We start from the raw sequence: 24,477 nt of genomic DNA, 5'->3' as shown, positions 1-24,477 counted from the left end.
GGTTCGGTGTGGAAGCGCGGTAACGCGTGGAGCTGACGAATACTAATCGGTCGAGGACTTATCCACACACTTAGCAATCATGCGTATTCAGTTTTCAGGGAATGAAACCAACCTCTTTACCCCAGAATGGGTAAGGAGGTTTTTTGTTTTTAACGTATAGGAATTTTTTTATAAATTCCGGAGCGCATGAAAACTTTCCGCTAAAACGCGGTCGCTCCTCGTTGAACAGGCCTCGATAGAGGTTTTCTTATAGAAAAAGTCAAACTCGCGATTATTTTGTCGATAAGTTAGGCCGAATGACCGACAAGTTCCCTCTTGCAGACGGGTCTTGGGGTAGACTAACATGAGAAGGTACCTGATCCAGGCGTTGGAGTAGGCGAGGTTATGAAGGAGAATCGTTCATGAAAAAAATTCTAATCTTTTCCGCTTCCATCGGTAACGGACACAACCAGGCAGCGCGGGCCATGCAAGAAAGCTTGGCTGAGAGTGGTTGTACATCAATGATCATCGATACGTTGGAATATATTAGCCCCACCTTTCACAAGATTTTGCTGGAAAGCTATATGAATCTGTTAAGGCTGTCGCCCAAGATGTGGGGCAGAATTTATCATAATACAGAAAAAACCCGTTTCTTCGATATGAATGTGCTGATGAATAAGTTATTGGCAAACAAACTGAAAAAGCTGATCAACAGCGTACAGCCTGATGCCTTTATTGCTACGCATCCGTTTGCAAGCTGTATGCTCTCCGTACTGAAAGGAAGAAACGATTGGAAGGAACCAATCTATACGATCATTACCGACTATACCATCCATCCTTCATGGATAAATCACCATATCAATTATTACTTCATCGGCCATGAACAACTGTATTATCTGTTGGACGTTTATCGACAGGACCATCAAAAATTCATTCCGATGGGCATTCCCATCATGAAAAAATTCAGTTTGCCATTGGAACCCGATTTGATTCGGCAAAAGCTTGGCCTCGCTCCTGAACAAAAGAGCATTATTCTGTCAGGGGGCGGATTGGGTCTCGGCTCGATGGAAAAGGTATTAGATGGGCTAGAAGAGATTAATATTCCTCTGAAAACCTTTGTGTTAACGGGGACAAACGACAAGCTGTACAATAAAGTTGTAAATCGTACGTATCGCCATGAAGTCGTTCCGCTAAAATTCATCAATAACTTCCACGAATACTTGGAAACGGCAGATTTAATTGTCACCAAATCAGGCGGACTCACATCAGCTGAAGTAATGAGTAAGCGGGTACCCATGATAATTTACAACCCTCTGCCTGGTCAGGAAGAGAGGAATAGCCACTTTTTGCTCAATAATGGATGTGCAGTACACGCAAATCTATCGGAGCAGTTGATTTACTTTATCGATGAACTATTGCATAGCCCGTCCAAGGTGGAATATATGCGTAGAATGGGACAGAAAATCTCGAAGCCGGATGCTGCACAACGAATTACCGAATTTATCTTGGATGATATGAATATGTTGCCAGGAGAAGTAGAATAGCTGCCTAGCCAGACAAAATGGAGGAACCTATGACTGTACCATTCGCCATATTATTTGATATGGATGGCACGTTGCTGCAAACAGAAAAGCTGTCGACCCCTGCATTTATTCGAACGTTTGACCAGCTTCGTCAAAAAGGGCTATGGCAAGGGGAAACCCCTGACGAACGTGAACTGATCAATGTACTGGGAATGACAATCGAGCAGATCTGGGACAAATTGTTGCCGGGCGCGAGTGAGGAAGCCATTCGCTCAGCAGACGACTTCTTGCTAGACAATGAAATCCAGTTACTCAAAGAACGAGTGACCGAGCTATATCCGGATGTAATATCAACCTTAGAAAAGCTGCATGAAAAAGGATTTGCTTTATTTGTAGCAAGCAATGGGCAGGGAGAGTACATCGATGCCATTTGTCAGGAATACGAGTTAAAGCCGCTGATGACTGATCTGTACTCAGCTGGCCGTTTCCGTACGCATTCCAAAAATGACCTGGTTGCCAAATTGTTGTCTGATTACAAAATCGGGCAGGCCATCATGGTAGGAGATCGTCACTCCGATGTGGAAGCAGGTAAGACAAACGGTTTATTTACCATTGGATGCGACTTTGGTTTTGCCAAACCGGGCGAGCTTGATGGGGCAGATGTCATCATCACCAGCTTCTCTCAGCTACTGAATCATTTGCCAGCAATCGACACCAATACACAAGAGCAAACATAAACCATTCCTCAGGGAGTGGTTTTTTTGTTGATCATGCCCAAGTTTCAAGCGACCCTCTTTTGCCCACACTAGAATGTGTAAGGGACACTTGCGGGCACGCACTAAACCCATTATAATTAACGTCAAAGATAGTCAAAGTCAATAGGTAACCTCATAAGAACAAACACAGAGGAATAGGAGGCGATGACTTGCGTAATATCTCGGACATCATTGAACATCACTTGAAAAGCATCATTACAAACAGTCCCAATGGATCGATCGAGATTCAGCGTAGTGAGCTTGCCGACCATTTTCAATGTGTGCCGTCTCAGATCAATTACGTCATCAATACGCGCTTTACCGTTCAAAAAGGTTACATCGTAGAGAGTAAGCGCGGGGGCGGCGGGTATATTCGCATCCGCAAGGTGCAGATTGTCAGCAAAGCACGCTTGCAGGAATTGTTAACAGAAGAACTGATTGGTGAGAGCATCAGTCAGAGCGTAGGAAATGCGATCGTAGAAAGACTATTGGAGGAAGGTTTAGTCAACATCAGAGAAGCCACCTTGATGAAAATCGCTACCTCGCGAAACGTATTGACCCTAGAAGCTGAATTGCGGGATCGTTTGCGGGCAAATATTTTAAAGCAGATGATCGCAGCAATCTTGTTGAAGTAAAAGGAGGTAGGATGTTATGAACTGTGAGGAATGCGGAAAACGACCGGCGACACTTCATTTGACGAAAATCGTCAATGGCGAAAAAACCGAATACCATATTTGCGAGCAGTGTGCTCATGAAAAAGGGGACGTCTTTACCGGCTTTCACAACTTCAGCATCAACAATCTCCTGTCAGGACTTTTAAAATTTGATCCCATGCAAAAGAATGGACGCGAAACGGCAACGAATAAGCCGCTTCAATGCGAAACATGTGGACTCACATATGCTCAATTCAGTAAAAGCGGCCGATTTGGCTGTAGTGATTGCTACACCTTTTTGGGTGATCGACTGGACCCACTTTTCCGCCGGATTCATGGAAACACACAGCATATTGGAAAAGTACCAGAGCGAACCGGTGGCAAACTGAAGATCCGCAAAGAGCTGGAGCAACTGAAGCAAGCGCTGCAAAGTCATGTCGCCAGTGAAGAGTTCGAGAAGGCAGCAGAGATGCGTGATCGAATTCGAGCGCTGGAACAAAAAATGGCCCAATCGTAGCAAGGGAGGTTAGCTGGTTATGTCCCAGAAGCAGTTTATGCAAAACCCGTGGAGCAATTGGATGAAAGGAGAAGGTCCTGATTCCGACATTGTCATAAGTACACGGCTGCGTATCGCCCGTAACCTGCGCCAGCACCCCTTTCCGTTATTGGCAACGGACTCGCAGGGCGAGGAAGTCGTCAGAAAGGTAACGGAAGTAAGCGATTCGGAGGCCATGCGCAAAAGGCATCAGCTTCAGGTCATCCATATGGACCAAATTAACCCGTTAGAAAAACGCGTGCTCGTTGAAAAGCATCTGATTAGCCCTCATCTGGCAGAGGAATCTCGCAAAGGTGCCGTATTGCTTCGTGAAGATGAGTCCGTCAGCATCATGGTTAATGAAGAAGACCACATTCGAATACAGGTACTATTACCCGGGTTTCGTTTGAACGAGGCATGGGAAATAGGTACGAAGATAGACGACATATTTGAGAAAAACTTGAACTACGCATTCGACGAAACACGAGGTTATCTTACAAGCTGCCCAACCAATGTGGGTACGGGAATTCGTGCATCTGTGATGCTGCACTTGCCGGCTTTGGTGATGACGCAGCAGATCAGCAGAATTTTACAGGCAATTAATCAAGTTGGTCTAGTCGTTAGAGGAATTTACGGAGAAGGCAGCGAAGCTCTAGGGAATCTTTTTCAGTTATCCAATCAGGTCACACTGGGGATGTCTGAGTCGGATATCCTTTCCAATCTCTACGGTGTAGCCAGACAGATTATTGAGCAAGAGCGTGTGGCACGTACTTATTTGCTGGAGCATACGCGGGTTTCTTTGGAGGATCGGATTTTTCGGTCGTATGGCATCCTGATGTACGCTCGCACGGTAGAGTCCAAGGAAGCGGCTCAGCGCCTGTCCGATGTGCGTCTGGGGATTGATCTAGGCATCATTCCAAATGTATCTCCGCTGGTCCTAAACGAACTGTTGGTCACGACACAGCCTGGTTTTTTACAACACCATGCTGGGCAAAAGCTTACTCCGGACCAACGCGACGAAAGAAGGGCAAGGCTGATCCGCGAACGTCTGCGCGTAGTAGAAACACAAGAGTAATCGTAATGGTATCACGCAATTGTTAACCATATAGAGAATAAACACGGTTATACGGAGGTGTACGATATGATGTTTGGACGTTTTACAGAACGAGCACAAAAAGTACTGGCGCTTGCCCTGGAAGAGGCGGTTCGTCTTGGACACAAAGATATTGGGACAGAGCATGTGCTGCTGGGACTCATTCGAGAAGGCGAAGGGATTGCGGCGAAGGCACTGCAATCACTTGGGCTTGGCCTCGATAAAATCCAGAGTGAAGTGGAGTCGTTAATCGGGCGAGGAACAGAGCAGTCCGGTAGTAATTACACACCAAACTATACACCTCGCGCCAAAAAGGTCATTGAACTGTCGATGGACGAAGCCCGCAAGCTGGGTCATACCTATGTGGGGACTGAACATATTCTGCTTGGCTTGATCCGTGAAGGAGAAGGCATTGCTGCGAGAATCATGAACAATCTGGGCGTTAGCCTGAACAAGGCACGCCAACAGGTGCTCCAGCTTCTTGGCAGCTCGGAAATGATGGCATCTCATCAACCGTCTGGAGGGAATCCAGCGGCGAATACGCCGACACTTGATGGTTTGGCTCGGGATCTGACTGCAATCGCTCGTGATGGCGGGCTGGACCCGGTCATCGGTCGCCAAAAAGAAATCGAGCGTGTGATTCAAGTACTTAGCAGACGTACCAAGAACAACCCTGTTTTGATTGGGGAGCCTGGCGTCGGAAAAACAGCTATCGCAGAAGGTCTTGCCCAAAAAATCGTGAACAACGAAATTCCGGAGACCCTTCGTGATAAGCGCGTTATGACACTCGATATGGGAACCGTTGTTGCGGGAACCAAGTATCGCGGTGAGTTCGAAGATCGTCTGAAAAAAATCATGGACGAAATTCGCCAAGCAGGAAACATCATCCTGTTTATTGATGAGCTGCACACCTTGATTGGTGCCGGTGGAGCAGAAGGCGCTATTGATGCCTCCAACATTTTGAAGCCAGCTCTGGCACGTGGCGAGCTGCAGTGCGTAGGGGCCACTACGCTGGATGAATATCGCAAGTACATCGAAAAAGACGCGGCATTGGAACGTCGTTTCCAACCGATTCAAGTGGATGAACCGACAGCGGAGGATGCTATTCGTATCCTGCATGGCCTTCGTGATCGTTACGAAGCCCACCATCGTGTCAAAATTACCGATGAAGCAATCGAGCAGGCAGTAAAACTGTCTGACCGCTATATTACGGAACGCTTCCTGCCTGACAAGGCTATCGACCTGGTCGACGAGGCGGCATCCAAGGTACGCTTGCAATCCTTTACGGTTCCACCAAACCTCAAAGAGCTGGAGGGACGTCTGGAAGAGGTGCGCAAGGAAAAAGACGCTGCCGTACAATCACAAGAGTTCGAGGAAGCAGCAGCCCTTCGCGATCAGGAGCAAAAACTGCGTGAAGAACTGGATAAAACGAAAAAAGACTGGAAAGAGCGCCAAGGCCAGTTGAACATGGAGGTTACGCCGGAAGACATCGCACAAGTAGTGGCGAGCTGGACGGGTATTCCTGTGTTGAAGCTGAAGGAAGAAGAAACAGAGCGCTTATTGAAGATGGAAGAGATTCTGCACGATCGCGTCATTGGTCAAGATGAAGCAGTCAAATCCATCTCGCGTGCGATTCGCCGTGCCCGTGCTGGTCTGAAAGACCCAAAACGCCCGATCGGCTCGTTTATCTTCCTGGGACCTACCGGTGTGGGTAAAACAGAATTGGCTCGTGCTGTGGCAGAGACGCTTTTCGGTGACGAGGATGCCATGATTCGTGTAGATATGTCCGAGTACATGGAGAAGCATTCCACCGCTCGTCTGGTAGGGGCCCCTCCTGGCTACGTAGGCTTTGACGAAGGCGGTCAGCTGACCGAAAAAGTGCGTCGCAAGCCTTACTCCGTCATTTTGCTGGACGAAATCGAGAAAGCTCACCCAGACGTATTCAACATCCTCTTGCAAGTATTGGATGATGGTCGTCTGACAGACTCCAAGGGACGTACCGTTGATTTCCGCAATACGGTTGTCATCATGACTTCCAACGTCGGAGCCAGCATGATCAAGAAAAATACGACGCTCGGCTTCACGACCAACGATTCGGAAAGAAAGTATCAGGATATGAAGGACAAAGTCATGGATGAGCTGAAGAAGAGCTTCCGTCCTGAGTTCTTGAACCGTATCGACGAAGTCATCGTGTTCCACTCTTTGGAGCAAGAGCACATCGAGCAAATCGTATCTCTCATGACAGAAGAGCTGCGTAAACGTTTGAAAGAGCAAGACATTGATTTCCAATTGACCGAAGAAGCCAAGAAAGTATTGGCAAAAGAAGGCTTCGATCCGGCTTATGGTGCGCGTCCTCTGCGTCGTGCTATCCAGCGCCACATCGAGGATAATTTGTCCGAGGAATTGCTCAAGGGCACGATCAGTAAAGGCGATACCGTCAATATCGAAGCCGAAGAAGGCAAGCTGGTTGTCAAACGCCTAGAAAAAACGAAATCGTAAACTGTTGAAACGTAATAGAATGCCTCCTGATTCGGGAGGTATTCTTTTTTTGGGTGCGTAATTATGATAAAAGTAGAGAAAGAAACCAAGTGAGGGTGCGATTATGTCAAAGTATAAAACGAAATACGCGTGTCAAGAATGTGGCTATGAATCGCCAAAATGGATGGGAAAATGCCCGGGATGCAGCAGCTGGAACACTTTGGTAGAGGAAGTGACCGTAAAAAATGCACATCGTCACGAAGGGCTGAGCGGTGGCCAGCGTCAATCTGCGATTCCATTGACTCAGGTAGCCAGTGAAGAAGAGCCACGCATGGATACGACGATCGGAGAATTGAATCGTGTTCTTGGTGGAGGACTTGTTCCAGGTTCACTCATTTTGGTTGGGGGAGACCCCGGAATCGGAAAATCGACATTGCTTTTGCAGACATCTTTTGCCTTGGCTCATCAAGGGGCGAAAGTTCTCTATGTATCTGGAGAGGAATCGGCAAAGCAAATCAAAATTCGCGCGGATCGACTCCATTTGCAAACGCCGCCGATGTTTGTATTGGCAGAAAATGATTTGGATTTGATCGAACAGCATATTAATCAAGTAGACCCGGATGTGCTAATTATTGACTCGATCCAGACCGTGTTTCACCCAACGATCCAATCGGCTGCTGGAAGTGTCGCACAAGTGCGGGAGGCTACTGCCCAATTGATGCGGATTGCAAAAGGGAAAGGCATCGGTACCTTCATTGTCGGTCACGTTACCAAGGAAGGCTCCATCGCCGGTCCGCGTATGCTTGAGCATATGGTGGATGCTGTTCTTTATTTTGAAGGGGAGCGCCACAATACGTTTCGAATTTTGCGCGCCGTCAAAAACCGCTTTGGTTCGACAAACGAAATCGGTATTTTCGAGATGAAGGATCGTGGTTTGGAGGAAGTGGCGAATCCATCTGAGATATTTTTGGCAGAGCGTCCATTTGGTGTTGCGGGTTCGACAGTCGTAGCCAGTATGGAGGGCACACGTCCCGTCTTGGTTGAGCTGCAAGCTCTCGTTGCCCCGACCAGCTTTGTAACCCCACGGAGAACGGCAACAGGGGTCGATCATCAGCGTGTGGCGATGATCATGGCAGTATTGGAAAAGCGCATGGGCATGATGCTGCAAAATCAGGATGCATATGTAAACGTAGCAGGCGGGGTCAGATTGGATGAGCCGGCCGTTGATTTGGCAATTGCCGTAAGCATTGCAAGCAGTTTCCGTGACCACGCTACCAATCCGCATGATGTCGTTATTGGAGAAATTGGCCTGACTGGTGAGGTGCGGGGTGTCTCTCGTATTGAGCAGCGAGTACGAGAAGCACATAAATTAGGCTTTAAGCGTGTTATCATACCGGAGAAAAACATCCGCGGTCTGGATGCACCAGCAGATATTCAAGTAATTGGTGTGAGCAATATTGCCGATGCATTGAACGAGGTGATAAGGAGGTAGGAGTGGGCATGCAGGGGAACATCAAAAGAACTCCGCAATTCGGTGATGTGCTTCGTCTCGTGGCACCCGGCACACAGCTTCGTGAAGGGTTGGAAAATGTTTTACGGGCTAAAACCGGGGGCTTGATCGTCATTGGGTGCGGTCCGGAGATGAAGTCGATTGTCGATGGCGGTTTTTCCATCAATTGTGATTTTTCTCCTGCCCATTTGTATGAATTAGCGAAGATGGATGGGGCGATTATAGTAAGTGAAGACGCAAAACGTATCCTGTACGCGAATACGCAAATCTTCCCCCCCTCCTCAATCCCCACGAGCGAGACGGGAACACGTCATCGTACAGCGCAACGGACGGCTATTCAAACGAATCATCTGGTCATTGCTATCTCTCAGCGTCGCAATGTGATCACGCTGTACCAGGGGAATTTCCGGTATGTCTTAAGTGAAATCAGTGTCATTTTGGCCAAGGCGAATCAGGCTGTATCTACGCTTGAGAAATACAAGGCCGTGTTGGATCAAGCTTTGACGAATCTCGGTGCGTTAGAATTCGAGGAACTCGTTACTTTACACGAAGTTGCTTCGGTTTTGCAACGGATTGAGATGGTGTTACGTATTAAGACAGAGGTCTCCAAGTACATATGTGAGCTAGGGACAGAAGGAAGGCTCGTCAGTATGCAGTTGGAGGAACTGGTTTCAAACATTGAGGAAGAGGCCCATATGCTTATTCGGGATTACTCCCGAGATCCATCCTATTCACCTGATTTTGTGCTGCGGGACATGAAAAAATTGAACTCAGAGGAAATGCTGGAGCTTACTTCTTTTTTGCGAACGCTGGGGTATTCCTCCAATACCAGTATGCTGGATGAATCCGTTTCTCCTAGAGGTTATCGGATCCTGTACAAGATCAGGCGTCTGCCTGTTACGATCATCTCGAATCTGGTAGAGCATTTTCATCATTTGCCCCGAATTATGATGGCAACGATTCAGGAATTAGACGAAGTGGAAGGCATTGGCGAGGTCCGAGCGAGAGCGATTAAAGAGGGGCTGAAACGGATTCAAGAACAAGTGTTCATTGACAGACACATTTAAAGTAGAATAGGATAAAGGCATTATTTGTATTCAGCATTTGCCTAGGGGACTTGGATAAAAACAAGGTCAACAGGATAACCTGCTCCTTACGCAAAAGAAATCAGGAGGTAGTCTATGTTCGTTAAATCGTTACCGAACATACTAACCGTAAGCAATTTGTTTCTGGGAGTTTTAGCAATTATTCTTGCGTTTCGAGGCGATCAATACGTCGAATATGCAGCGATCACAGTGATCATTGGTATGCTGGCAGACGGGCTGGATGGACGTGTAGCTCGTATGTTGAATGCCCAAAGCGAGTTCGGGAAGGAATTGGATTCACTTTCTGACGTCATTACATTTGGGATTGCGCCAGCGTTCATCATGTATGTTGTCGTCTTGCAACACTTTGATTTGCTTGGGATTCTCATTACAGCCATTTTTCCGATCTGTGGTGCGCTGCGTTTGGCGCGTTTTAACGTACAGGCCGGGGTTCCGGGGTATTTCATCGGTTTGCCGATTACGGCAGCGGGGGGCGTACTGGCTACGCTCGCACTCTATCACCAAGTATTCACTCCGGTATTGCTTGCCGTAAGTATGTTGCTGCTGGCCTTTTTGATGGTATCAAAGGTCAAGTATCCTAACTTTAAAAAAGTGGGGATTCCAAAGTCTGCTTACTGGATCACACCCATTATCATCGCGATTGTGGTTGTTGTAGCGATTAAGTATCCGCAGCAATTTCCCAAAATCGTCTTCCTGCCACTTGCTTTTTATGCACTTTACGGAATAAAAAAAAACGTTGACTTTCTTGTCAAAAAATTACGCAAGCGTAAAAACAAAGAGGAAGAATCCGTTCCGTTTGAATAGTTGCGGCATAAAAAAACCCACACTTCCATGTGCGGGTTTTTCTTTTTTTGTATGCAACTTTTTTTAGGGTTCATTCGTAATACGAGTAGCGGACTTTTAAGACAGATTGAAGACACCCAAAGTATTCAGTCGGTTGGATTCTTTCTGAAGCACATCTTCTAGCTTAATGTCAGTAATATTGCATAAGGCAGTGAGGTAAAAGAGGTTTTTGCCGAGCTCAGCAGTAACTACATCGCGACAATGCTCGCACAGCGGTCCGTTAAAGTGGGTGTCCAAATGGGACTTGTTGTCCTCCAGATTCTTGTTCGAATCGTACGTCTGTTTTTTGGCAACCACTTCGACACAGCCGCATTCGGTGATGGCTTTCGTCAGTGAACGGTTAATGCGGGATGCCGTTTCCTGAACTTTGGACATGACGTCCAGTACGCTACGATGTCTGATCAAAAGCTCGGATACTTGCGTTTGAAAGTCGTCTATGTTTCGATTGTCCATCTGGTTCACCTCTGCTTTAGGCTGTTGGTATCGTCATAATTTTCTCTCATTACGATACTGACATTATAAGAAGGGAGTCAGCTCCCTGTCAATTTATCATCAAAGGAAACGAGTGTTCCCGGGTTGACGAGAAAATGACAACTATGTTAAAATTTTTGGCTATTTGACATGGCAAAATCTTTTTTGCTATAGTGAGGGAAAGTAAAATGAAGCATTATAATGATTTGGAAAAAAATAGGGTTTTACTCTTAGGGTTCTGTCTATATTAGTAAAAGGAGGTGAAGGCATGTTACGCCGAGTAGGAAAATTCATTTTTGTTTTGATAGGTGGCGGATTGGGGTATCGATTTGGCGACGAACTGTTCTCGTTGCTCGATCCACTGTTAAACTTTGGTGTAGTAGCCGGATCGCAATATATTGGAGCTGTACTGGGTGCCATCTTGTTTTTCTTTTTAGCGAATTGGGTTGTCGATTATGTTCTGCGCATCGTTCGATGGGGAGAAGAGACACTCGTCAAAATGCCGGTTGTCGATGTGATGTTCGGAGCGATGGGGTTGATTAGTGGTCTTATTGTTGCATTCTTATTATTCCTGCCCATCAGTAAAATTCCGATTCCATTTGTAGGAGATCTTTTGCCGTTAATTGTTTCCGGGTTGCTCGGTTATTTGGGCTTCCAGGTAGGATTTCGCAAGCGGGACGAGATTATGTCGGTATTTTCGATTGGACGTAAGGATAAGAAAAAGGAAAGTGCAACAACTGCCGTTAACTTGGAAAATAAAATTCTCGATACCAGTGTCATCATTGACGGACGCATCGCAGATATTTGCCGTACCGGCTTTCTGGAAGGGGTACTGGTCATTCCGGGATTTGTGCTAGAGGAGCTGCAGCATATCGCCGATTCCTCCGATGTACTGAAGAGAAACCGCGGTCGTCGTGGTCTGGATATCTTGAACAAGATTCAAAAAGAAATGAAGGTAAAGGTTCAGATTTGGGAAGGCGATTTTGAAGAAGTATCCGAGGTGGACAGCAAGCTGATCAAGCTCGCCAAGCTCATTAACGGAAAGGTCGTAACAAACGATTTTAACCTGAACAAGGTATGTGAGCTGCAAGGTGTTGCGGTATTGAACATCAATGATTTGGCGAATGCAGTCAAGCCCGTTGTTTTACCTGGAGAAGAAATGAACGTTCAAGTCATCAAGGATGGGAAAGAGCACGGTCAGGGTGTCGCTTATCTGGACGATGGCACCATGATTGTTGTAGAGGGCGGACGAGAATACATCGGAAACGACGTTGATGTTCTCGTAACGAGTGTGCTGCAAACGTCAGCAGGACGCATGATTTTCGCCAAACCAAAGTTGCTGGAACGCGCGTTATAGAAAAGACAGGAGAGGGATGAATCAGTGAGTACGGGTGTCGTGATCGTTGCAGCCGGTTCGGGTAAACGAATGGGTGGACAACGAAACAAGTTGTGGTTACCGCTTGCGGGCGAGCCGATCTTGGCTCATACGGTACGTCTTTTTGCTACTCATCCCGACATTGATGAAGTCGTGCTAGTGGTGAGTGAAGCTGACCACGCAGAAGTAACGACCTGGCTCTCGGCTGAAAAGCTGCCAGTTGTGGTTACTCTGGGTGGAGCAGAGCGACAAGACAGTGTGAGAAATGGCTTGGCTTCACTATCCGCAAATTGCGATTACGTACTGGTTCACGATGCTGCTCGTCCTTTCGTCACTCGCAAACAGATCAGTGACATGATCAAACAGGTGCAACAAGATCAGGCAACGATCATGGCAGTACCTGTCAAAGATACGATTAAAGTGGTGGGGGCAACAGGACTTGTAGAGTCAACCCCGGCACGGGAAAGCTTGTGGGCGGTTCAAACCCCACAAGCTTTTCGTATGTCTTTATTGCGAGAGGCACATCAGGCAGCAGAGGCAGCGGGGAAGCTGGGTACGGATGATGCGATGCTGGTAGAGTGGCTGGGGCATTCGGTATCGATTATGAACGGAAGCTATGAGAACATTAAGATTACTACGCCAGACGATCTGTGGTTTGGTGAAGAGATATTGCGGAAACGAAAGGGAGAGTAGCTCATGCGTATTGGACAAGGTTTTGACGTGCATCAATTAGTAGAAGGGCGTCCATGCATTATCGGAGGCGTCACCATCCCGTATGAAAAAGGCTTGCTAGGGCATTCTGACGCGGATGTTCTCCTTCATGCGATTAGTGACGCAATTCTTGGAGCGATAGGTGAGGGGGATATTGGCCGTCATTTTCCAGATACAGACCCGGCTTTCAAGGATGCGGATAGCGTAAAGCTGCTGGAGCATGTATGGAAGTTGGTTCGGGAGCGCGGATACCGTTTAGGAAACGTGGATGCAACGATCATTGCCCAAGCACCGAAGATGGCGCCGTACATCCCGCAAATGTGTGAAGTCATTGCACGCGTTCTGGAAGCAGACGATCTCTCGCAAGTGAATGTGAAGGCGACTACCTCCGAGAAACTCGGTTTTACAGGCAGAGGGGAAGGAATCGCTGCACAGGCAGTATGCTTGCTTGTCAAGTAGAGGGGCAAGGTGTAACATAAAGCCTTAGATACGTTTTTACTTAGGTCAAGGTTATAGCCTTTTACATTCATAAGGATGGTGCTACCAATGGCGAAAGAAATTCGCACTCGTTATGCGCCGAGTCCTACGGGGCATTTACACATCGGCGGTGCGCGAACAGCGCTCTTCAATTATCTTTTTGCAAAACATCACGGTGGTTCGTTCATCGTTCGGATTGAAGATACGGACCAGACGCGGAATAAGGAAAATGCGGACGAAGAGCAAATGAAAAACCTGAAATGGCTCGGCGTAACATGGGAAGAAGGTACGGACGTTGGTGGACCATATGGACCGTACCGTCAAACAGAGCGCCTGGACATTTATCGGAAATATATCGATCAATTGCTGGCAGAAGGCAAAGCGTACTACTGCTATGCGACAAAAGAAGAGCTGGATGCAGAGCGTGAAGAACAGATCGCGCGTGGAGAAACACCACGCATTCTGGAAAAGCACCGCCATGTAACGGACGAGCAGCGTGCTCAGTACGAAGCAGAAGGGCGAGTGCCATCCATTCACTTCCTCGTTCATGATGATCGCGAGTATGTTGTGAACGACCTGATTCGTGGACAGGTAACCTTCAACTCCAACGAGATGGGCGATTTCGTTATTTGCCGTCCGGACGGGATTCCTACATACAATTTCGCCGTTGTAGTAGACGACTATTTGATGAAAATTAGCCACGTCATTCGTGGAGAAGAGCATCTGTCCAACACGCCTCGTCAGTTGATGATTTATGAAGCGTTTGGGTGGGAAGCGCCTGACTTTGCTCACTTGGCATTGATCCTCAACCAAGATGGCAAAAAGATGTCCAAGCGCGACGAGAGCATTCTTCAGTTCATTGAACAGTACCGTGACCTCGGCTTCTTGCCAGAAGCAATCGTGAACTTCCTTGTTCTTTTGGGATGGTCTCCAGGTGGCGAAGAAGAGATTTTCTTAATGGAAGATCTGATCAAGCTGTTCTCGATGGACCGCGTGAACAAGTCGCCAGCTGTGTTTGATGCAACGAAGATGAACTGGATGAACAACTTCTATTTGAAGCGCCAACCGCTGGATATGATTACAGACATGTGTATCCCTCATCTGCAAAGAGCTGGTTTCATCGAAGAAAATTTGTCTGCTGAGAAGCGCGAATGGGTTCGCAGTATTGTAGGCCTGTACCAAGAGCAAATGTCCTACTGTGCGCAAATCGTTCCGTTGGCAGCTCTTTTCTTCCTCGACGAAGTGGTGTACGATGAAGAAGCAACTCTGGTGCTGAAAGAACCACAATTGCCGGAAGTACTTGCTTCCTTTGTGAAACACCTTTCTGCCCAGGATGCATATAATGTGGATGTTATTAAAGCGGTACTCAAGGACGTGCAAAAGGAAACGGGTCACAAAGGCAAGGCATTGTTTATGCCGGTCCGCGTAGGAGCAACTGGCCAGGCGCATGGTCGTGATCTGGCGGAGACATTGTATCTGCTTGGACGCGACAAGGTGATTGCACGTGCAGAGCAAGTAATTGCAAACGGTCAGTAGAGCATTGGCTGGTTTTCTTTTATAAATAATGAATGCGACGATCAGGAGAAGTACAACAGTCTGCACATCTACAGAGAGGATGGATAGGTGAGAGCCATCTAATGTGCCCTGTATGGAAATGCCCCTGTGAGCAATGAGCTGAACCTATCTTTTAAAAGATAGCAGTAAGCCCCATCGGCTTCCCGCCGTTATCGGGATGTGAGCGAGATTTGCTCATGACTGTTTTGAGAGTTTTTATTGACAGTCATGACGATCTAAGCAGAGTGGAACCACGGTAAACCCGTCTCTGTCCCTTCGTGTTTGAGGGGATAGGGACGTTTTTTATTTTTTGAACCCTATCGTTGAGGGGAAACGCTGAGCAGGTAAATCAGGCAGGAGGTGCCACCCAAAAATGTTAGCACAGATGAGAGATGACATTCATGCTGTTTTTGAACGAGACCCGGCTGCGCGCAGTACACTGGAAGTCGTCATGACCTATTCCGGTTTGCACGCGATATGGGGGCACCGGATTGCCCACAGGCTCTGGAAGGCTGAGCTGTGTACACTCGCCCGAATTGTCTCTCAACTATCCCGTTTTTTCACGGGAATTGAGATTCATCCGGGCGCAACCATTGGCCGCGGCCTGTTCATTGACCATGGCATGGGTGTTGTGATCGGAGAGACGTGCGAAATCGGAGACAATGTAACGATTTATCAAGGGGTTACACTCGGGGGAACAGGTAAGGAAAAAGGAAAGCGTCACCCTACGATCGGCAACGATGTCATTATTGCTACGGGAGCAAAAGTGTTGGGCTCCTTCAAAATTGGCGATAATTCAAAGATAGGGGCTGGTGCCGTTGTCTTGCAGGAGGTACCGCCTAACTCGACCGTTGTAGGAATCAAGGGACGCATCGTCATCCAGGATGGCAAGCGGGTCAAAAACGATCTGGACCATGTAAACATGCCAGACCCGGTAGCGGATACGATTCGTATGATGCAAAAGGAAATTGATCAATTACGCAAAGAATTGGAGCTTTTGAGGGAGGATAAAAAGAACGATGGGCATTCAGCTGACTAACACGATGACGCGGCGAAAGGAACCGTTTCACACATTGGAGCCAGGAAAGGTAAAAATGTACGTGTGCGGCCCGACCGTGTACAACTACATCCACATTGGAAATGCGCGCCCTGCCATTGTTTTTGATACACTGCGCCGTTACTTGAAGTATCGTGGCTATGAAGTGACATTCGTGCAAAATATTACGGACGTAGATGACAAATTGATTCGTGTGGCGAATCAGGAAGGTGTCACTGTCAAAGAAGTGGCGGATCGATACACGGATGCGTACAATGCTGATCTGAAATCACTGAACGTATCGCCACCAGATATTCAACCGCGAGTGATGCAGACCATTCCAGAGATCATTGAATTCGTGCAAGGGCTGATTGAAAAAGGCTTTGCGTACGAGAGTGAAGGTGACGTCTATTTCCGCACGGGACGTTTTCAGGAATACGGAAAGCTTTCGCATCAACCGTTGGATGATTTGCAGGCAGGTGCTCGTGTAGAAATCAACGAGAAAAAGGAACATCCCCTGGACTTCGTACTTTGGAAAGCGGCCAAGACCGGAGAAGTTACCTGGGACAGTCCGTGGGGCGAAGGAAGACCGGGATGGCATATTGAGTGCTCGGCAATGGCCCTAAAGTTTTTGGGTGAGGAAATCGATATCCATGCGGGCGGAACAGACCTTGTGTTCCCGCACCACGAGAACGAAATTGCCCAGTCGGAGTGCTTTACGGGTAAAGTGTTTGCTCGTTATTGGCTACACAACGGCATGCTTAATATCGATAACGAAAAAATGTCCAAATCCCTCGGGAATTTCTTGCTTGCGCGAGAGCTTTCGGAGAAATTCGGCGGTCAATTAATTCGATTCTTTATGCTTCAGGGGCACTATCGCAACCCGATCAATTTTAGCGAAGAGTTGATCGAACAGGCGGCCAATGGTTTGGATAGAATCAAGACTGCGTATACGAATCTTTCCCATCGTCTAGATACCGTGCGCGCAGAAGAGCCGAATGATCAGGCGCAGGAGCAGGCACGAATCATCGGGGAGCTTCGTGAGCGATTCATTACTGAGATGGATGATGATATCAATACAGCGAATGCTATTACCGTTATTTTTGACGTCGTGAAGGAAGCCAACCTGTATTTGCGTCATCAAAATGTAGGCGAAACCGAAGTTCGTGCATACATGGATTTGTTGGTGGAGTTGACGGAGGTTCTTGGTCTTGAAATTGCAGAAGAGCAGGAGCTGGTGGATAGTGAGATCGATGCGTTGATCGAAGAGCGCACAGAAGCTCGCAAAGCAAGAAACTTTGCGCGTTCTGACGAAATCCGCGATCTGCTCGCAGCAAAAGGAATCGTGCTGGAGGACACGCCACAAGGTGTTCGCTGGCGTCGAAAATAAGGGGCCGAAGAAAATAGATGCAAAAAGAAGAACTGACCCGAGATCCTAATCTGACAAATCCACTCGTGCTTGCCTTCCTCGGGGATGCCACCTATTCGCATTGTGTCAGGTATCATTTGATCGCCAAGGGGCTGGTTAAACCAAACCAGCTCCACAAGGCGGCCAACCGCTATGTTTCAGCGAAAGCACAGGCCAATGTGTTGTTGACGTTAATGCCCACATTGCCGGAGGAAGAATTGAATGTAGTGAAGCGGGGGCGGAATGCCAAATCCGGCTCCAGTGCCAAAAACGCCGATATTATCGACTACCGTCATGCAACGGCTTTTGAAGCATTGATCGGGTACCTGTACTTGAGTGGAAAAGAAGAGCGGATCGCTGAAATTGTGCAGCAGGCTTTTGCCATAGTGGAAGGAGAATCATGAAATGAGTGAAGAGTGGATTCTGGGGAAAAACCCCGTCATCGAGGCTTTGCGATCAGGCCGTACGATCAATAAGATTTGGATTGCAGAGGGAACGAATAAAAATCTGATGGGACCTGTCTTTGCCTTGGCGAAAGAACAGGGTGTCATTGTGACGACAGCGAACCGCAAAAAGCTGGATCAGCTCGTGTCGACGGACAACCATCAGGGTGTAGTGGCTTCAGTTGCCGCTTACGATTACGTAGAAGTAGACGATATTTTGAAGCGGGCAGAAGAAAAAAACGAGGCGCCGTTCATTTTGCTGTTGGACGAGCTGGAAGATCCGCATAACCTCGGTTCGATCATGCGGACAGCCGATGCAGTCGGGGCTCATGGTGTCATCATTCCAAAACGACGTTCTGTCAGTCTTACAGCAACAGTGGCAAAAGCTTCGGCAGGGGCGATCAACTACGTGCCGGTAGCGCGAGTGACGAATTTGGTTCGTACCATGGAAGAGCTCAAAGAACGCGGTGTTTGGATCGCAGGAACAGACGCGAGTGCCAAGCAAGATTTCCGTCAGGGTGATTATACGATGCCGCTCGCGATTGTCATTGGCAGCGAAGGAAAAGGCATGAGTCGCCTCGTGAGGGAGAACTGTGATTTTCTTTACAGCCTTCCGATGGCGGGCAATGTTACCTCACTCAATGCTTCTGTAGCAGCTGCCTTGTTGATGTATGAAGTCTATCGCTCCAGGAGTCCAATTCCAACGCGGGTGAAATGACATGGCGAAACGAAAAGCCAAGCAGCTGTTGATCGTAGATGGATACAATATCATCGGCGCCTGGCCCGATCTGCGCCTGCTGAAGGATCAAGAGCGGATGGACGAGGCGCGTGATCAATTAATCGCAAAAATGGCTGAGTACCAGAGCTACACTGGTGTGAAGGTCATCATTGTCTTTGATGCGTACAACGTTCCTGGCATTGGCCGTCAAATGGAAGACTTCCAGGTTGAAGTTTATTTCACAAAGAAAAAGGAGACGGCAGACGAGAAAATTGAGCAGCTAGTCTCCCAATTTCACAATAAAAATCGACAAATTTATGTGGCAACTTCTGACTATACCTCTCAACGTGTCATATTTGGGCAGGGGGCTTTGCGCAAATCAGCGCGGGAGTTGTTGCTCGATATGGAAAATGCGGGCAAGGAAATCAAGAAACAAGTCGAAAAAACGCAAGAAGACCGCTTCTCCACGCGGATTACGCTGAATGATGAAATAGCGAAAATATTCGAAAAATGGAGAAGGGAATAACTTGGATTCGGTTGACGCTTTTTTACGGCATCATGTATAATAGCGCTATCTATTGGAGAAACCGGTTGGCGGAGGGATCATTTGTGAGTGTTGACCTCAAGGAGTTAAAACATGCCCAATATGAACTAATGACCGACGAAGAAGTAGTCGACCTGGTTCGCGATAATGACGCCGAAGCTTTGGAGTATTTGATCAACAAATACAAGAACTTCGTTCGTGCCAAAGCGAGATCCTATTTTCTTATTGGGGCTGACCGCGAAGACATCGTGCAGGAAGGGATGATCGGACTGTACAAGTCTATTCGCGACTTCCGAGGAGACAAGCTCACGTCGTTCAAGGCATTTGCCGAGCTGTGTATTACCCGTCAGATCATTACCGCGATCAAGACGGCGACACGCCAAAAGCACATCCCGCTCAATTCATACGTCTCACTGGACAAGCCTATCTATGATGAAGATTCTGACCGCACGCTACTCGATGTGATCTCGGGAACAAAAGTGACCGATCCAGAGGAATTGTTTATCAATCGGGAAGAGTTCGATGACATCGAGGGCAAAATGAGTGAAATCTTGAGCGACTTGGAGCGTCAGGTTCTCATGCTCTATTTGGATGGGCGATCCTATCAGCAGATTGCTGTCGAGTTGAAGCGTCACGTCAAGTCTATTGATAATGCATTGCAGCGAGTAAAGCGCAAGCTAGAGCGCTATTTGGAAGGAAGAGAGATTCATCTGTAGAGAATCTCTCTTTTTATTTTGGAAGCAAAAGGACTAACTCTTGTCAAGTCATTTTGTTTGACATGGGTATTTCGGTATGATAAATTTATTTAGGTAGCCATAGACTCTTATCTCTCTGTTCTATGGTTACTTAGGTGAATGAAATGGTCTGGAAAAAGTAGCGGTTTTCCCGTACTATTTATCATCGGGGTACTTTTAACTAATAGCAGGTTTGAAATGAGATGGAGGTGGCAATAAATGCGAGTAAACATCACGTTGGCGTGCACCGAGTGTGGCGAGCGTAACTATATCTCCACAAAGAACAAGCGCACCACTACTGAACGTGTTGAACTGAAAAAGTATTGCTCCCGTGACAAGAAGCAAACCCTTCATCGCGAGACGAAGTAATGGTTGATGCGACGAAGTCAGGGGGTGGCAAAGTGGGTTTTTTATCACGAATCGGAGCCAGTTTTCGCCGTACCGGTGGTTTTTTTAGTGACGTAATGTCCGAGCTAAAGAAAGTCCGTTGGCCCAACCGTAAAGAGTTGACAACCTATACGCTTGTAGTACTCGTTACGGTCGTGCTCCTTGCAATATTCTTCTTCGTCGTTGATTTGGGTATCTCGCGCTTGATCGATTTGATTCTAGGAACGTAATTATGCAAGTCTTAGGAGGGACGGACGGTTAACGTCCTGTTGGATATGGAAAAAGCATGGTATGTACTTCATACGTACTCAGGTTACGAAAACAAGGTGAAAACCAATCTGGAGAAGCGACTCGAGTCGATGGGCATGGAAGACAAGATCTTTCGCGTTCTTGTTCCCACTGAAGAAGAGGTGGAAACCAAGGATGGTAAAAAGCGCACCGTCACGAAAAAAGTGTTTCCTGGATACGTCCTTGTTGAAATGGTGATGACGGACGACTCTTGGTATGTCGTGCGCAACACCCCTGGGGTTACCGGCTTTGTCGGATCCACGGGTGCTGGCTCTAAACCGACAGCGCTGCGTCCTGAAGAGGCCGATACGATTCTCAAGCAAATGGGAATCGAAATTCCCAAGATCAGAGTCGATTTTGCTCTCCGCGATATGGTGCGCGTCACAGATGGTCCGTTTTCCAATCGCACCGGGGAGATTATCGAGATTTACCCGGACAGGCAGAAGGTTCGCGTATTGGTGGACATCTTCGGTCGCGAAACACCGGTAGAGCTAGACTTTACACAAGTTCAAAAATTGGATTAGGATTCAACTTGAAAAGTATCGCGCTATGTGGTACATTTCATTTTGTTTTAACAATCCCACAACACTATTTGGGGTTTCTTGCACTCTCACTATAGATCGAAAGTCTTTTACATAGAGACTTTCAAAAAACGGTGGGAGGGGGCATTCCCCCGTAATAACCACATGTGAAGTAAGGAGGTGTGTTACGTGGCTAAGAAGGTTATCCGCGTAATTAAATTACAAATCCCAGCAGGTAAAGCGAATCCTGCACCTCCAGTAGGTCCGGCTCTCGGTCAAGCTGGTGTAAACATCATGGGATTCTGTAAAGAATTCAATGCTCGCACTGAAAGCGAAGTAGGTATGATCATTCCGGTGGAAATCACCGTGTTTGAAGACCGTTCTTTCACTTTTATCACAAAAACTCCTCCAGCTGCAGTTCTGTTGAAGAAAGCTGCTGGTATCGAGTCCGGTTCTGGCGTACCAAACAAAACAAAGGTTGCTACGCTGAAGCGTGATAAAGTTCGTGAAATCGCAGAACTGAAGCGTCCTGACCTGAATGCTGCATCCGTAGAAGCGGCTATGCGCATGGTAGAAGGTACAGCTCGTTCTATGGGTATCGTAATCGAAGACTAATTGTCTTGAGTGCAAGGGGGCACAGACGTTGTGCCCCCCTGTCTGTGGGAGGATCAACCGCTACGACCACATTGAAGGGAGATTTAATCATGGCGAAAAAAGGTAAGAAATATCAAGAGGCTGTAAAGCTCGTTGATAAAAACAAAGTATACGAAGTAGCTGAAGGCGTTGAGCTGGTTAAAAAAGCAGCTACAGCTAAGTTCGATGAAACTGTTGAAGCAGCTTTCCGTTTGGGCGTAGATCCTAAGCGTGCTGACCAACAAATTCGTGGCGCAGTTGTATTGCCACATGGTACTGGTAAAGTACAACGTGTTCTCGTATTCGCAAAAGGCGAAAAAGCAAAAGATGCAGAAGCAGCTGGCGCAGACTTCGTAGGCGATGCAGACATGATCGCAAAAATTCAAGGTGGCTGGTTCGACTTTGACGTTGTAGTAGCTACTCCTGATATGATGGGTGAAGTAGGTAAATTGGGTCGTGTACTCGGTCCAAAAGGCCTGATGCCAAACCCTAAGACCGGTACAGTTACTTTCGATGTAACAAAAGCGGTTAACGAAATCAAAGCAGGTAAAATTGAGTATCGTGTAGACAAAGCGGGTAACATCCACGCTCCTATCGGAAAAGCATCCTTCGATGCTGACAAGCTGGTAGAAAACCTGGCTGCTCTGACTGAAGCACTGAACCGTGCGAAACCAGCTGCTGCAAAAGGTGTTTACATGAAGAACGTAACCCTGAGCTCCACTATGGGCCCTGGTGTACGCGTAGCTGTAAAATAATGACACTTGACTTCCTTTGTGGGAGTTGTTAAGATAGTCCCTGTTGATGAAAAGAATATGCCGTAGACAGAAGGTGCGGTGCTTGTGAGAGTAACGCTTAATATCCCTCCGAGGCGTGTAATGTACGAATGAGGAAACGCTGTTTTCCTTTGACGATATAGCATTATGCCCTCGTGAGTCTGCGAGGGCATTCTTCATTTTCTAGGATTAGAGCACGGGAGGTGTAATCAATGGCAGAAATTCGTCCAACCGTTATTCGTGAAGAAAAGGTACAAGCGATCAACGAAATCGCAGCTAAACTTCGCGAAAGCCAAACTACAGTGGTAGCTGACTACCGCGGTCTGACAGTAGCACAAGTAACTGAGCTGCGCAAACAATTGCGTGAAGCAGGTGTTGAGTTCCAGGTGTTGAAAAACTCCCTGACTCGTTTGGCTACTGAGAAGGAAAGCCTGACTGAACTGGATCAATATCTGACTGGACCAAACGCTCTGGCGTTCTCCAAAGACGATATCATCGCTCCAGCGAAAGTTATCGCTGAATTCGCTAAGAAAAACGACAAGCTGGAAATCAAGGGTGGCGTTATCGAGGGTAAAGTAGTTGATGCTGAGCAAATTAAAGCTCTGGCTTCCCTGCCGAACCGCGAAGGTCTCTTGTCCATGCTTCTTTCCGTCCTGCAAGCTCCAATGCGCAACGTTGCACTGGCAGTCAAAGCAGTGGCAGAACAAAAAGAAGGTCAAGGCGCTTAATCGTCTGATCGGTTAATGTTTTACAAATACTATTCCTTGAATGGAGGATTTACAAATGTCTAAAGAGCAAATCTTGGAAGCCATTAAAGGCATGTCCGTTCTCGAACTGAACGATCTGGTAAAAGCAATCGAAGAAGAATTCGGCGTAACTGCTGCTGCTCCTGTAGCTGTAGTAGCTGGTGGCGGAGCAGAAGCTGCTGCTGAGCAAACTGAATTCACTGTAAACCTGGTAAGCGGCGGCGCTTCCAAAATCAACGTAATCAAAGTTGTTCGCGAGCTGACTGGCTTGGGTCTGAAAGAAGCAAAAGACCTGGTAGACAACGCTCCAAAAACACTCAAAGAGGGCGTTTCCAAAGACGAAGCAGAATCCCTCAAAGCAAAACTCGAAGAAGCTGGCGCTCAAGTAGAAGTAAAGTAAGTTAGCTTCCTTTAGGATATCCCCTTGCCTGCGGCAGGGGGATTTTCTATAAACTCTTAATGATAGAGGTTTTCTTAAACGATGAGGAAGGGTGAATCACACGTGGCAGACCATTACTATACCAATCAACCGGGCGCTGCACATGATGAACAGCAATTTACGTTCAAACTCCGAGGCAATGAACTTCGTTTCATAACGGATGCTGGTGTTTTTTCCCGAGACCGGATTGACTTTGGAAGTGTATTGCTCATCGAGAACATGGAAATTGACAGTCATGCGCGTGTGCTCGATGTAGGATGCGGGTATGGTCCGATGGGATTGACGGCTGCCAAGCTTGCTGATCATGGTCGGGTAACGATGATCGACGTGAACGAGCGTGCGGTTAACCTGGCTCGTCGTAATGCAGAAGCAAATGGAATCAAAAATGTTGAGGTTCGTGTAAGTGATGTCTACAGCGGCGTGCAAGGCGAGCAGTTTGATGTCATCCTGACCAATCCGCCGATTCGTGCAGGGAAGGAAATCGTTCATCGCATTTTTGTAGAAGGATACGACCTGTTGGTAGAAGGCGGAGAAATGTGGGTTGTCATTCAGAAGAAGCAAGGTGCCCCATCCGCATTGAAGAAGCTGCAGGAAACATACCGCGAAGTAATAGAGGTAGATCGGGAAAAAGGCTATCACATATTCAGGGCAATCAAATAAGCAAGAAGAAATCATTAGAAAAGTTTTCTTGACGCGAATAATTGAATGTGGTAGCATTATAAAATGTCAATATGGGATAAATGT

The 24,477-nt window shown here is 47.3% G+C and carries 28 protein-coding genes and 2 other annotated features; of the genes, 27 read left to right on the top strand and 1 reads right to left on the bottom strand.

Going from position 1 to position 24,477, the window contains the following annotated elements; all coding sequences use genetic code 11:
• Positions 1–401 precede the first annotated feature (401 nt).
• From FB479_RS30110 to pssA, 9 genes are all read left to right on the top strand, one after another.
• Positions 402–1,523: an MGDG synthase family glycosyltransferase gene (locus FB479_RS30110; RefSeq protein WP_106656586.1), complete on the top strand. Its 1,122-nt coding sequence runs from the start codon at positions 402–404 to the stop codon at positions 1,521–1,523.
• Between the two features lie 29 nt (positions 1,524–1,552).
• On the top strand, positions 1,553–2,239 hold the full coding sequence (locus FB479_RS30105; RefSeq protein WP_142067632.1) for an HAD hydrolase-like protein: 687 nt from the start codon (positions 1,553–1,555) through the stop codon (positions 2,237–2,239).
• A 188-nt stretch (positions 2,240–2,427) separates the two neighbouring features.
• Positions 2,428–2,892 carry a CtsR family transcriptional regulator gene (locus FB479_RS30100; RefSeq protein ID WP_047074759.1) on the top strand — a complete coding sequence of 155 codons (465 nt, stop codon included), beginning with the start codon at positions 2,428–2,430 and terminating at the stop codon, positions 2,890–2,892.
• Positions 2,893–2,908: 16 nt separating this feature from the next.
• Positions 2,909–3,427 carry a protein-arginine kinase activator protein McsA gene (gene mcsA / locus FB479_RS30095; protein ID WP_106656584.1) on the top strand — a complete coding sequence of 173 codons (519 nt, stop codon included), beginning with the start codon at positions 2,909–2,911 and terminating at the stop codon, positions 3,425–3,427.
• A gap of 19 nt (positions 3,428–3,446) precedes the next feature.
• Positions 3,447–4,520 (top strand): protein-arginine kinase McsB, encoded by a 1,074-nt coding sequence (mcsB, locus tag FB479_RS30090; RefSeq protein ID WP_142067631.1) that lies wholly within the window; start codon positions 3,447–3,449, stop codon positions 4,518–4,520.
• Positions 4,521–4,586: 66 nt separating this feature from the next.
• On the top strand, positions 4,587–7,037 hold the full coding sequence (locus FB479_RS30085) for an ATP-dependent Clp protease ATP-binding subunit (protein WP_016742864.1): 2,451 nt from the start codon (positions 4,587–4,589) through the stop codon (positions 7,035–7,037).
• A 103-nt stretch (positions 7,038–7,140) separates the two neighbouring features.
• Entirely contained in the window at positions 7,141–8,508 is a 1,368-nt protein-coding gene (gene radA, locus FB479_RS30080) for a DNA repair protein RadA (RefSeq protein WP_088910268.1), read from the top strand.
• Between the two features lie 8 nt (positions 8,509–8,516).
• Positions 8,517–9,593, top strand: a complete 1,077-nt coding sequence (gene disA / locus FB479_RS30075; RefSeq protein ID WP_106656588.1) for a DNA integrity scanning diadenylate cyclase DisA — start codon at positions 8,517–8,519, stop codon at positions 9,591–9,593.
• A gap of 114 nt (positions 9,594–9,707) precedes the next feature.
• Positions 9,708–10,436 (top strand): CDP-diacylglycerol--serine O-phosphatidyltransferase, encoded by a 729-nt coding sequence (gene pssA, locus FB479_RS30070; protein ID WP_017247027.1) that lies wholly within the window; start codon positions 9,708–9,710, stop codon positions 10,434–10,436.
• 96 nt (positions 10,437–10,532) lie between these two features.
• Here the strand turns inward: pssA and FB479_RS30065 are convergent, their stop codons facing one another.
• Positions 10,533–10,928 carry a nucleoside triphosphate pyrophosphohydrolase family protein gene (locus tag FB479_RS30065; protein WP_007716195.1) on the bottom strand — a complete coding sequence of 132 codons (396 nt, stop codon included), beginning with the start codon at positions 10,926–10,928 and terminating at the stop codon, positions 10,533–10,535.
• A gap of 286 nt (positions 10,929–11,214) precedes the next feature.
• Between FB479_RS30065 and FB479_RS30060 the strand changes: the two genes are divergently transcribed.
• The 18 genes from FB479_RS30060 (at position 11,215) to FB479_RS29980 (ending at position 24,393) form a co-directional block, all read left to right on the top strand.
• Positions 11,215–12,303, top strand: coding sequence for a PIN/TRAM domain-containing protein (locus FB479_RS30060; protein ID WP_106656582.1), 1,089 nt, complete (start codon positions 11,215–11,217; stop codon positions 12,301–12,303).
• Between the two features lie 24 nt (positions 12,304–12,327).
• Positions 12,328–13,014 (top strand): 2-C-methyl-D-erythritol 4-phosphate cytidylyltransferase, encoded by a 687-nt coding sequence (ispD, locus tag FB479_RS31140; RefSeq protein WP_255438853.1) that lies wholly within the window; start codon positions 12,328–12,330, stop codon positions 13,012–13,014.
• 3 nt (positions 13,015–13,017) lie between these two features.
• Entirely contained in the window at positions 13,018–13,491 is a 474-nt protein-coding gene (ispF, locus tag FB479_RS31135; protein WP_048035642.1) for a 2-C-methyl-D-erythritol 2,4-cyclodiphosphate synthase, read from the top strand.
• 87 nt (positions 13,492–13,578) lie between these two features.
• The gene (gltX, locus tag FB479_RS30050; RefSeq protein ID WP_142067630.1) at positions 13,579–15,045 is read left to right on the top strand and encodes a glutamate--tRNA ligase; all 1,467 of its coding nucleotides are present in this window, start codon (positions 13,579–13,581) and stop codon (positions 15,043–15,045) included.
• A gap of 28 nt (positions 15,046–15,073) precedes the next feature.
• Positions 15,074–15,336 (top strand) — a binding site (T-box leader).
• A 100-nt stretch (positions 15,337–15,436) separates the two neighbouring features.
• Entirely contained in the window at positions 15,437–16,102 is a 666-nt protein-coding gene (gene cysE / locus FB479_RS30045; RefSeq protein ID WP_012683965.1) for a serine O-acetyltransferase, read from the top strand.
• On the top strand, positions 16,083–17,489 hold the full coding sequence (gene cysS, locus FB479_RS30040) for a cysteine--tRNA ligase (RefSeq protein ID WP_142067629.1): 1,407 nt from the start codon (positions 16,083–16,085) through the stop codon (positions 17,487–17,489). The genes cysE and cysS overlap by 20 nt, the downstream gene beginning before the upstream one ends.
• 17 nt (positions 17,490–17,506) lie before the next feature.
• Positions 17,507–17,911: a Mini-ribonuclease 3 gene (locus FB479_RS30035; RefSeq protein WP_007716204.1), complete on the top strand. Its 405-nt coding sequence runs from the start codon at positions 17,507–17,509 to the stop codon at positions 17,909–17,911.
• Position 17,912: 1 nt separating this feature from the next.
• Positions 17,913–18,668 (top strand): 23S rRNA (guanosine(2251)-2'-O)-methyltransferase RlmB, encoded by a 756-nt coding sequence (rlmB, locus tag FB479_RS30030; protein ID WP_142067628.1) that lies wholly within the window; start codon positions 17,913–17,915, stop codon positions 18,666–18,668.
• 1 nt (position 18,669) lies between these two features.
• Positions 18,670–19,194 (top strand): NYN domain-containing protein, encoded by a 525-nt coding sequence (locus tag FB479_RS30025; RefSeq protein ID WP_106656578.1) that lies wholly within the window; start codon positions 18,670–18,672, stop codon positions 19,192–19,194.
• Between the two features lie 83 nt (positions 19,195–19,277).
• Positions 19,278–19,928, top strand: a complete 651-nt coding sequence (gene sigH / locus FB479_RS30020; RefSeq protein WP_005828894.1) for an RNA polymerase sporulation sigma factor SigH — start codon at positions 19,278–19,280, stop codon at positions 19,926–19,928.
• Between the two features lie 237 nt (positions 19,929–20,165).
• Positions 20,166–20,315 (top strand): 50S ribosomal protein L33, encoded by a 150-nt coding sequence (rpmG, locus tag FB479_RS30015; protein ID WP_003392018.1) that lies wholly within the window; start codon positions 20,166–20,168, stop codon positions 20,313–20,315.
• Positions 20,315–20,563 carry a preprotein translocase subunit SecE gene (gene secE, locus FB479_RS30010; RefSeq protein WP_012683970.1) on the top strand — a complete coding sequence of 83 codons (249 nt, stop codon included), beginning with the start codon at positions 20,315–20,317 and terminating at the stop codon, positions 20,561–20,563. Before rpmG ends, secE begins: the two co-directional genes overlap by 1 nt.
• A gap of 45 nt (positions 20,564–20,608) precedes the next feature.
• On the top strand, positions 20,609–21,145 hold the full coding sequence (nusG, locus tag FB479_RS30005; protein WP_048035648.1) for a transcription termination/antitermination protein NusG: 537 nt from the start codon (positions 20,609–20,611) through the stop codon (positions 21,143–21,145).
• Positions 21,146–21,331: 186 nt separating this feature from the next.
• Complete coding sequence (rplK, locus tag FB479_RS30000; protein ID WP_005828886.1) at positions 21,332–21,757, top strand: 50S ribosomal protein L11; 426 nt, start codon at positions 21,332–21,334, stop codon at positions 21,755–21,757.
• Positions 21,758–21,846: 89 nt separating this feature from the next.
• Positions 21,847–22,530 (top strand): 50S ribosomal protein L1, encoded by a 684-nt coding sequence (gene rplA, locus FB479_RS29995; RefSeq protein ID WP_106656577.1) that lies wholly within the window; start codon positions 21,847–21,849, stop codon positions 22,528–22,530.
• A 42-nt stretch (positions 22,531–22,572) separates the two neighbouring features.
• Positions 22,573–22,736, top strand: a sequence feature (ribosomal protein L10 leader region).
• A gap of 24 nt (positions 22,737–22,760) precedes the next feature.
• Complete coding sequence (gene rplJ, locus FB479_RS29990) at positions 22,761–23,276, top strand: 50S ribosomal protein L10 (protein WP_012683973.1); 516 nt, start codon at positions 22,761–22,763, stop codon at positions 23,274–23,276.
• Positions 23,277–23,331: 55 nt separating this feature from the next.
• The gene (gene rplL / locus FB479_RS29985; RefSeq protein WP_047074728.1) at positions 23,332–23,694 is read left to right on the top strand and encodes a 50S ribosomal protein L7/L12; all 363 of its coding nucleotides are present in this window, start codon (positions 23,332–23,334) and stop codon (positions 23,692–23,694) included.
• Between the two features lie 102 nt (positions 23,695–23,796).
• On the top strand, positions 23,797–24,393 hold the full coding sequence (locus FB479_RS29980; RefSeq protein ID WP_142067627.1) for a class I SAM-dependent methyltransferase: 597 nt from the start codon (positions 23,797–23,799) through the stop codon (positions 24,391–24,393).
• The last annotated feature ends 84 nt before the right edge of the window (positions 24,394–24,477 follow it).

The sequence above is a fragment of the Brevibacillus sp. AG162 genome (genome assembly GCF_006715575.1).
In the GTDB taxonomy this organism is placed as follows: Bacteria; Bacillota; Bacilli; order Brevibacillales; family Brevibacillaceae; genus Brevibacillus; species Brevibacillus brevis.
This window is presented reverse-complemented; position numbering and strand designations above follow the sequence as displayed.

What these genes read in the sequence shown, in the direction of transcription:
- pssA (WP_017247027.1), top strand. Translation starts at nt 9,708, where the DNA reads ATGTTCGTTAAATCGTTACCGAACATACTAACCGTAAGCAATTTGTTT.
- FB479_RS30110 (WP_106656586.1), top strand. Translation starts at nt 402, where the DNA reads ATGAAAAAAATTCTAATCTTTTCCGCTTCCATCGGTAACGGACACAAC.
- FB479_RS30085 (WP_016742864.1), top strand. Translation starts at nt 4,587, where the DNA reads ATGATGTTTGGACGTTTTACAGAACGAGCACAAAAAGTACTGGCGCTT.
- FB479_RS30105 (WP_142067632.1), top strand. Translation starts at nt 1,553, where the DNA reads ATGACTGTACCATTCGCCATATTATTTGATATGGATGGCACGTTGCTG.
- cysE (WP_012683965.1), top strand. Translation starts at nt 15,437, where the DNA reads ATGTTAGCACAGATGAGAGATGACATTCATGCTGTTTTTGAACGAGAC.
- radA (WP_088910268.1), top strand. Translation starts at nt 7,141, where the DNA reads ATGTCAAAGTATAAAACGAAATACGCGTGTCAAGAATGTGGCTATGAA.
- disA (WP_106656588.1), top strand. Translation starts at nt 8,517, where the DNA reads ATGCAGGGGAACATCAAAAGAACTCCGCAATTCGGTGATGTGCTTCGT.
- rlmB (WP_142067628.1), top strand. Translation starts at nt 17,913, where the DNA reads ATGAGTGAAGAGTGGATTCTGGGGAAAAACCCCGTCATCGAGGCTTTG.
- rplL (WP_047074728.1), top strand. Translation starts at nt 23,332, where the DNA reads ATGTCTAAAGAGCAAATCTTGGAAGCCATTAAAGGCATGTCCGTTCTC.
- cysS (WP_142067629.1), top strand. Translation starts at nt 16,083, where the DNA reads ATGGGCATTCAGCTGACTAACACGATGACGCGGCGAAAGGAACCGTTT.
- rplA (WP_106656577.1), top strand. Translation starts at nt 21,847, where the DNA reads ATGGCGAAAAAAGGTAAGAAATATCAAGAGGCTGTAAAGCTCGTTGAT.
- rpmG (WP_003392018.1), top strand. Translation starts at nt 20,166, where the DNA reads ATGCGAGTAAACATCACGTTGGCGTGCACCGAGTGTGGCGAGCGTAAC.
- FB479_RS30035 (WP_007716204.1), top strand. Translation starts at nt 17,507, where the DNA reads ATGCAAAAAGAAGAACTGACCCGAGATCCTAATCTGACAAATCCACTC.
- FB479_RS30060 (WP_106656582.1), top strand. Translation starts at nt 11,215, where the DNA reads ATGTTACGCCGAGTAGGAAAATTCATTTTTGTTTTGATAGGTGGCGGA.
- nusG (WP_048035648.1), top strand. Translation starts at nt 20,609, where the DNA reads ATGGAAAAAGCATGGTATGTACTTCATACGTACTCAGGTTACGAAAAC.
- FB479_RS30065 (WP_007716195.1), bottom strand. Translation starts at nt 10,928, where the DNA reads ATGGACAATCGAAACATAGACGACTTTCAAACGCAAGTATCCGAGCTT.
- secE (WP_012683970.1), top strand. Translation starts at nt 20,315, where the DNA reads ATGGTTGATGCGACGAAGTCAGGGGGTGGCAAAGTGGGTTTTTTATCA.
- gltX (WP_142067630.1), top strand. Translation starts at nt 13,579, where the DNA reads ATGGCGAAAGAAATTCGCACTCGTTATGCGCCGAGTCCTACGGGGCAT.
- FB479_RS30025 (WP_106656578.1), top strand. Translation starts at nt 18,670, where the DNA reads ATGGCGAAACGAAAAGCCAAGCAGCTGTTGATCGTAGATGGATACAAT.
- ispF (WP_048035642.1), top strand. Translation starts at nt 13,018, where the DNA reads ATGCGTATTGGACAAGGTTTTGACGTGCATCAATTAGTAGAAGGGCGT.
- rplJ (WP_012683973.1), top strand. Translation starts at nt 22,761, where the DNA reads ATGGCAGAAATTCGTCCAACCGTTATTCGTGAAGAAAAGGTACAAGCG.
- mcsB (WP_142067631.1), top strand. Translation starts at nt 3,447, where the DNA reads ATGTCCCAGAAGCAGTTTATGCAAAACCCGTGGAGCAATTGGATGAAA.
- mcsA (WP_106656584.1), top strand. Translation starts at nt 2,909, where the DNA reads ATGAACTGTGAGGAATGCGGAAAACGACCGGCGACACTTCATTTGACG.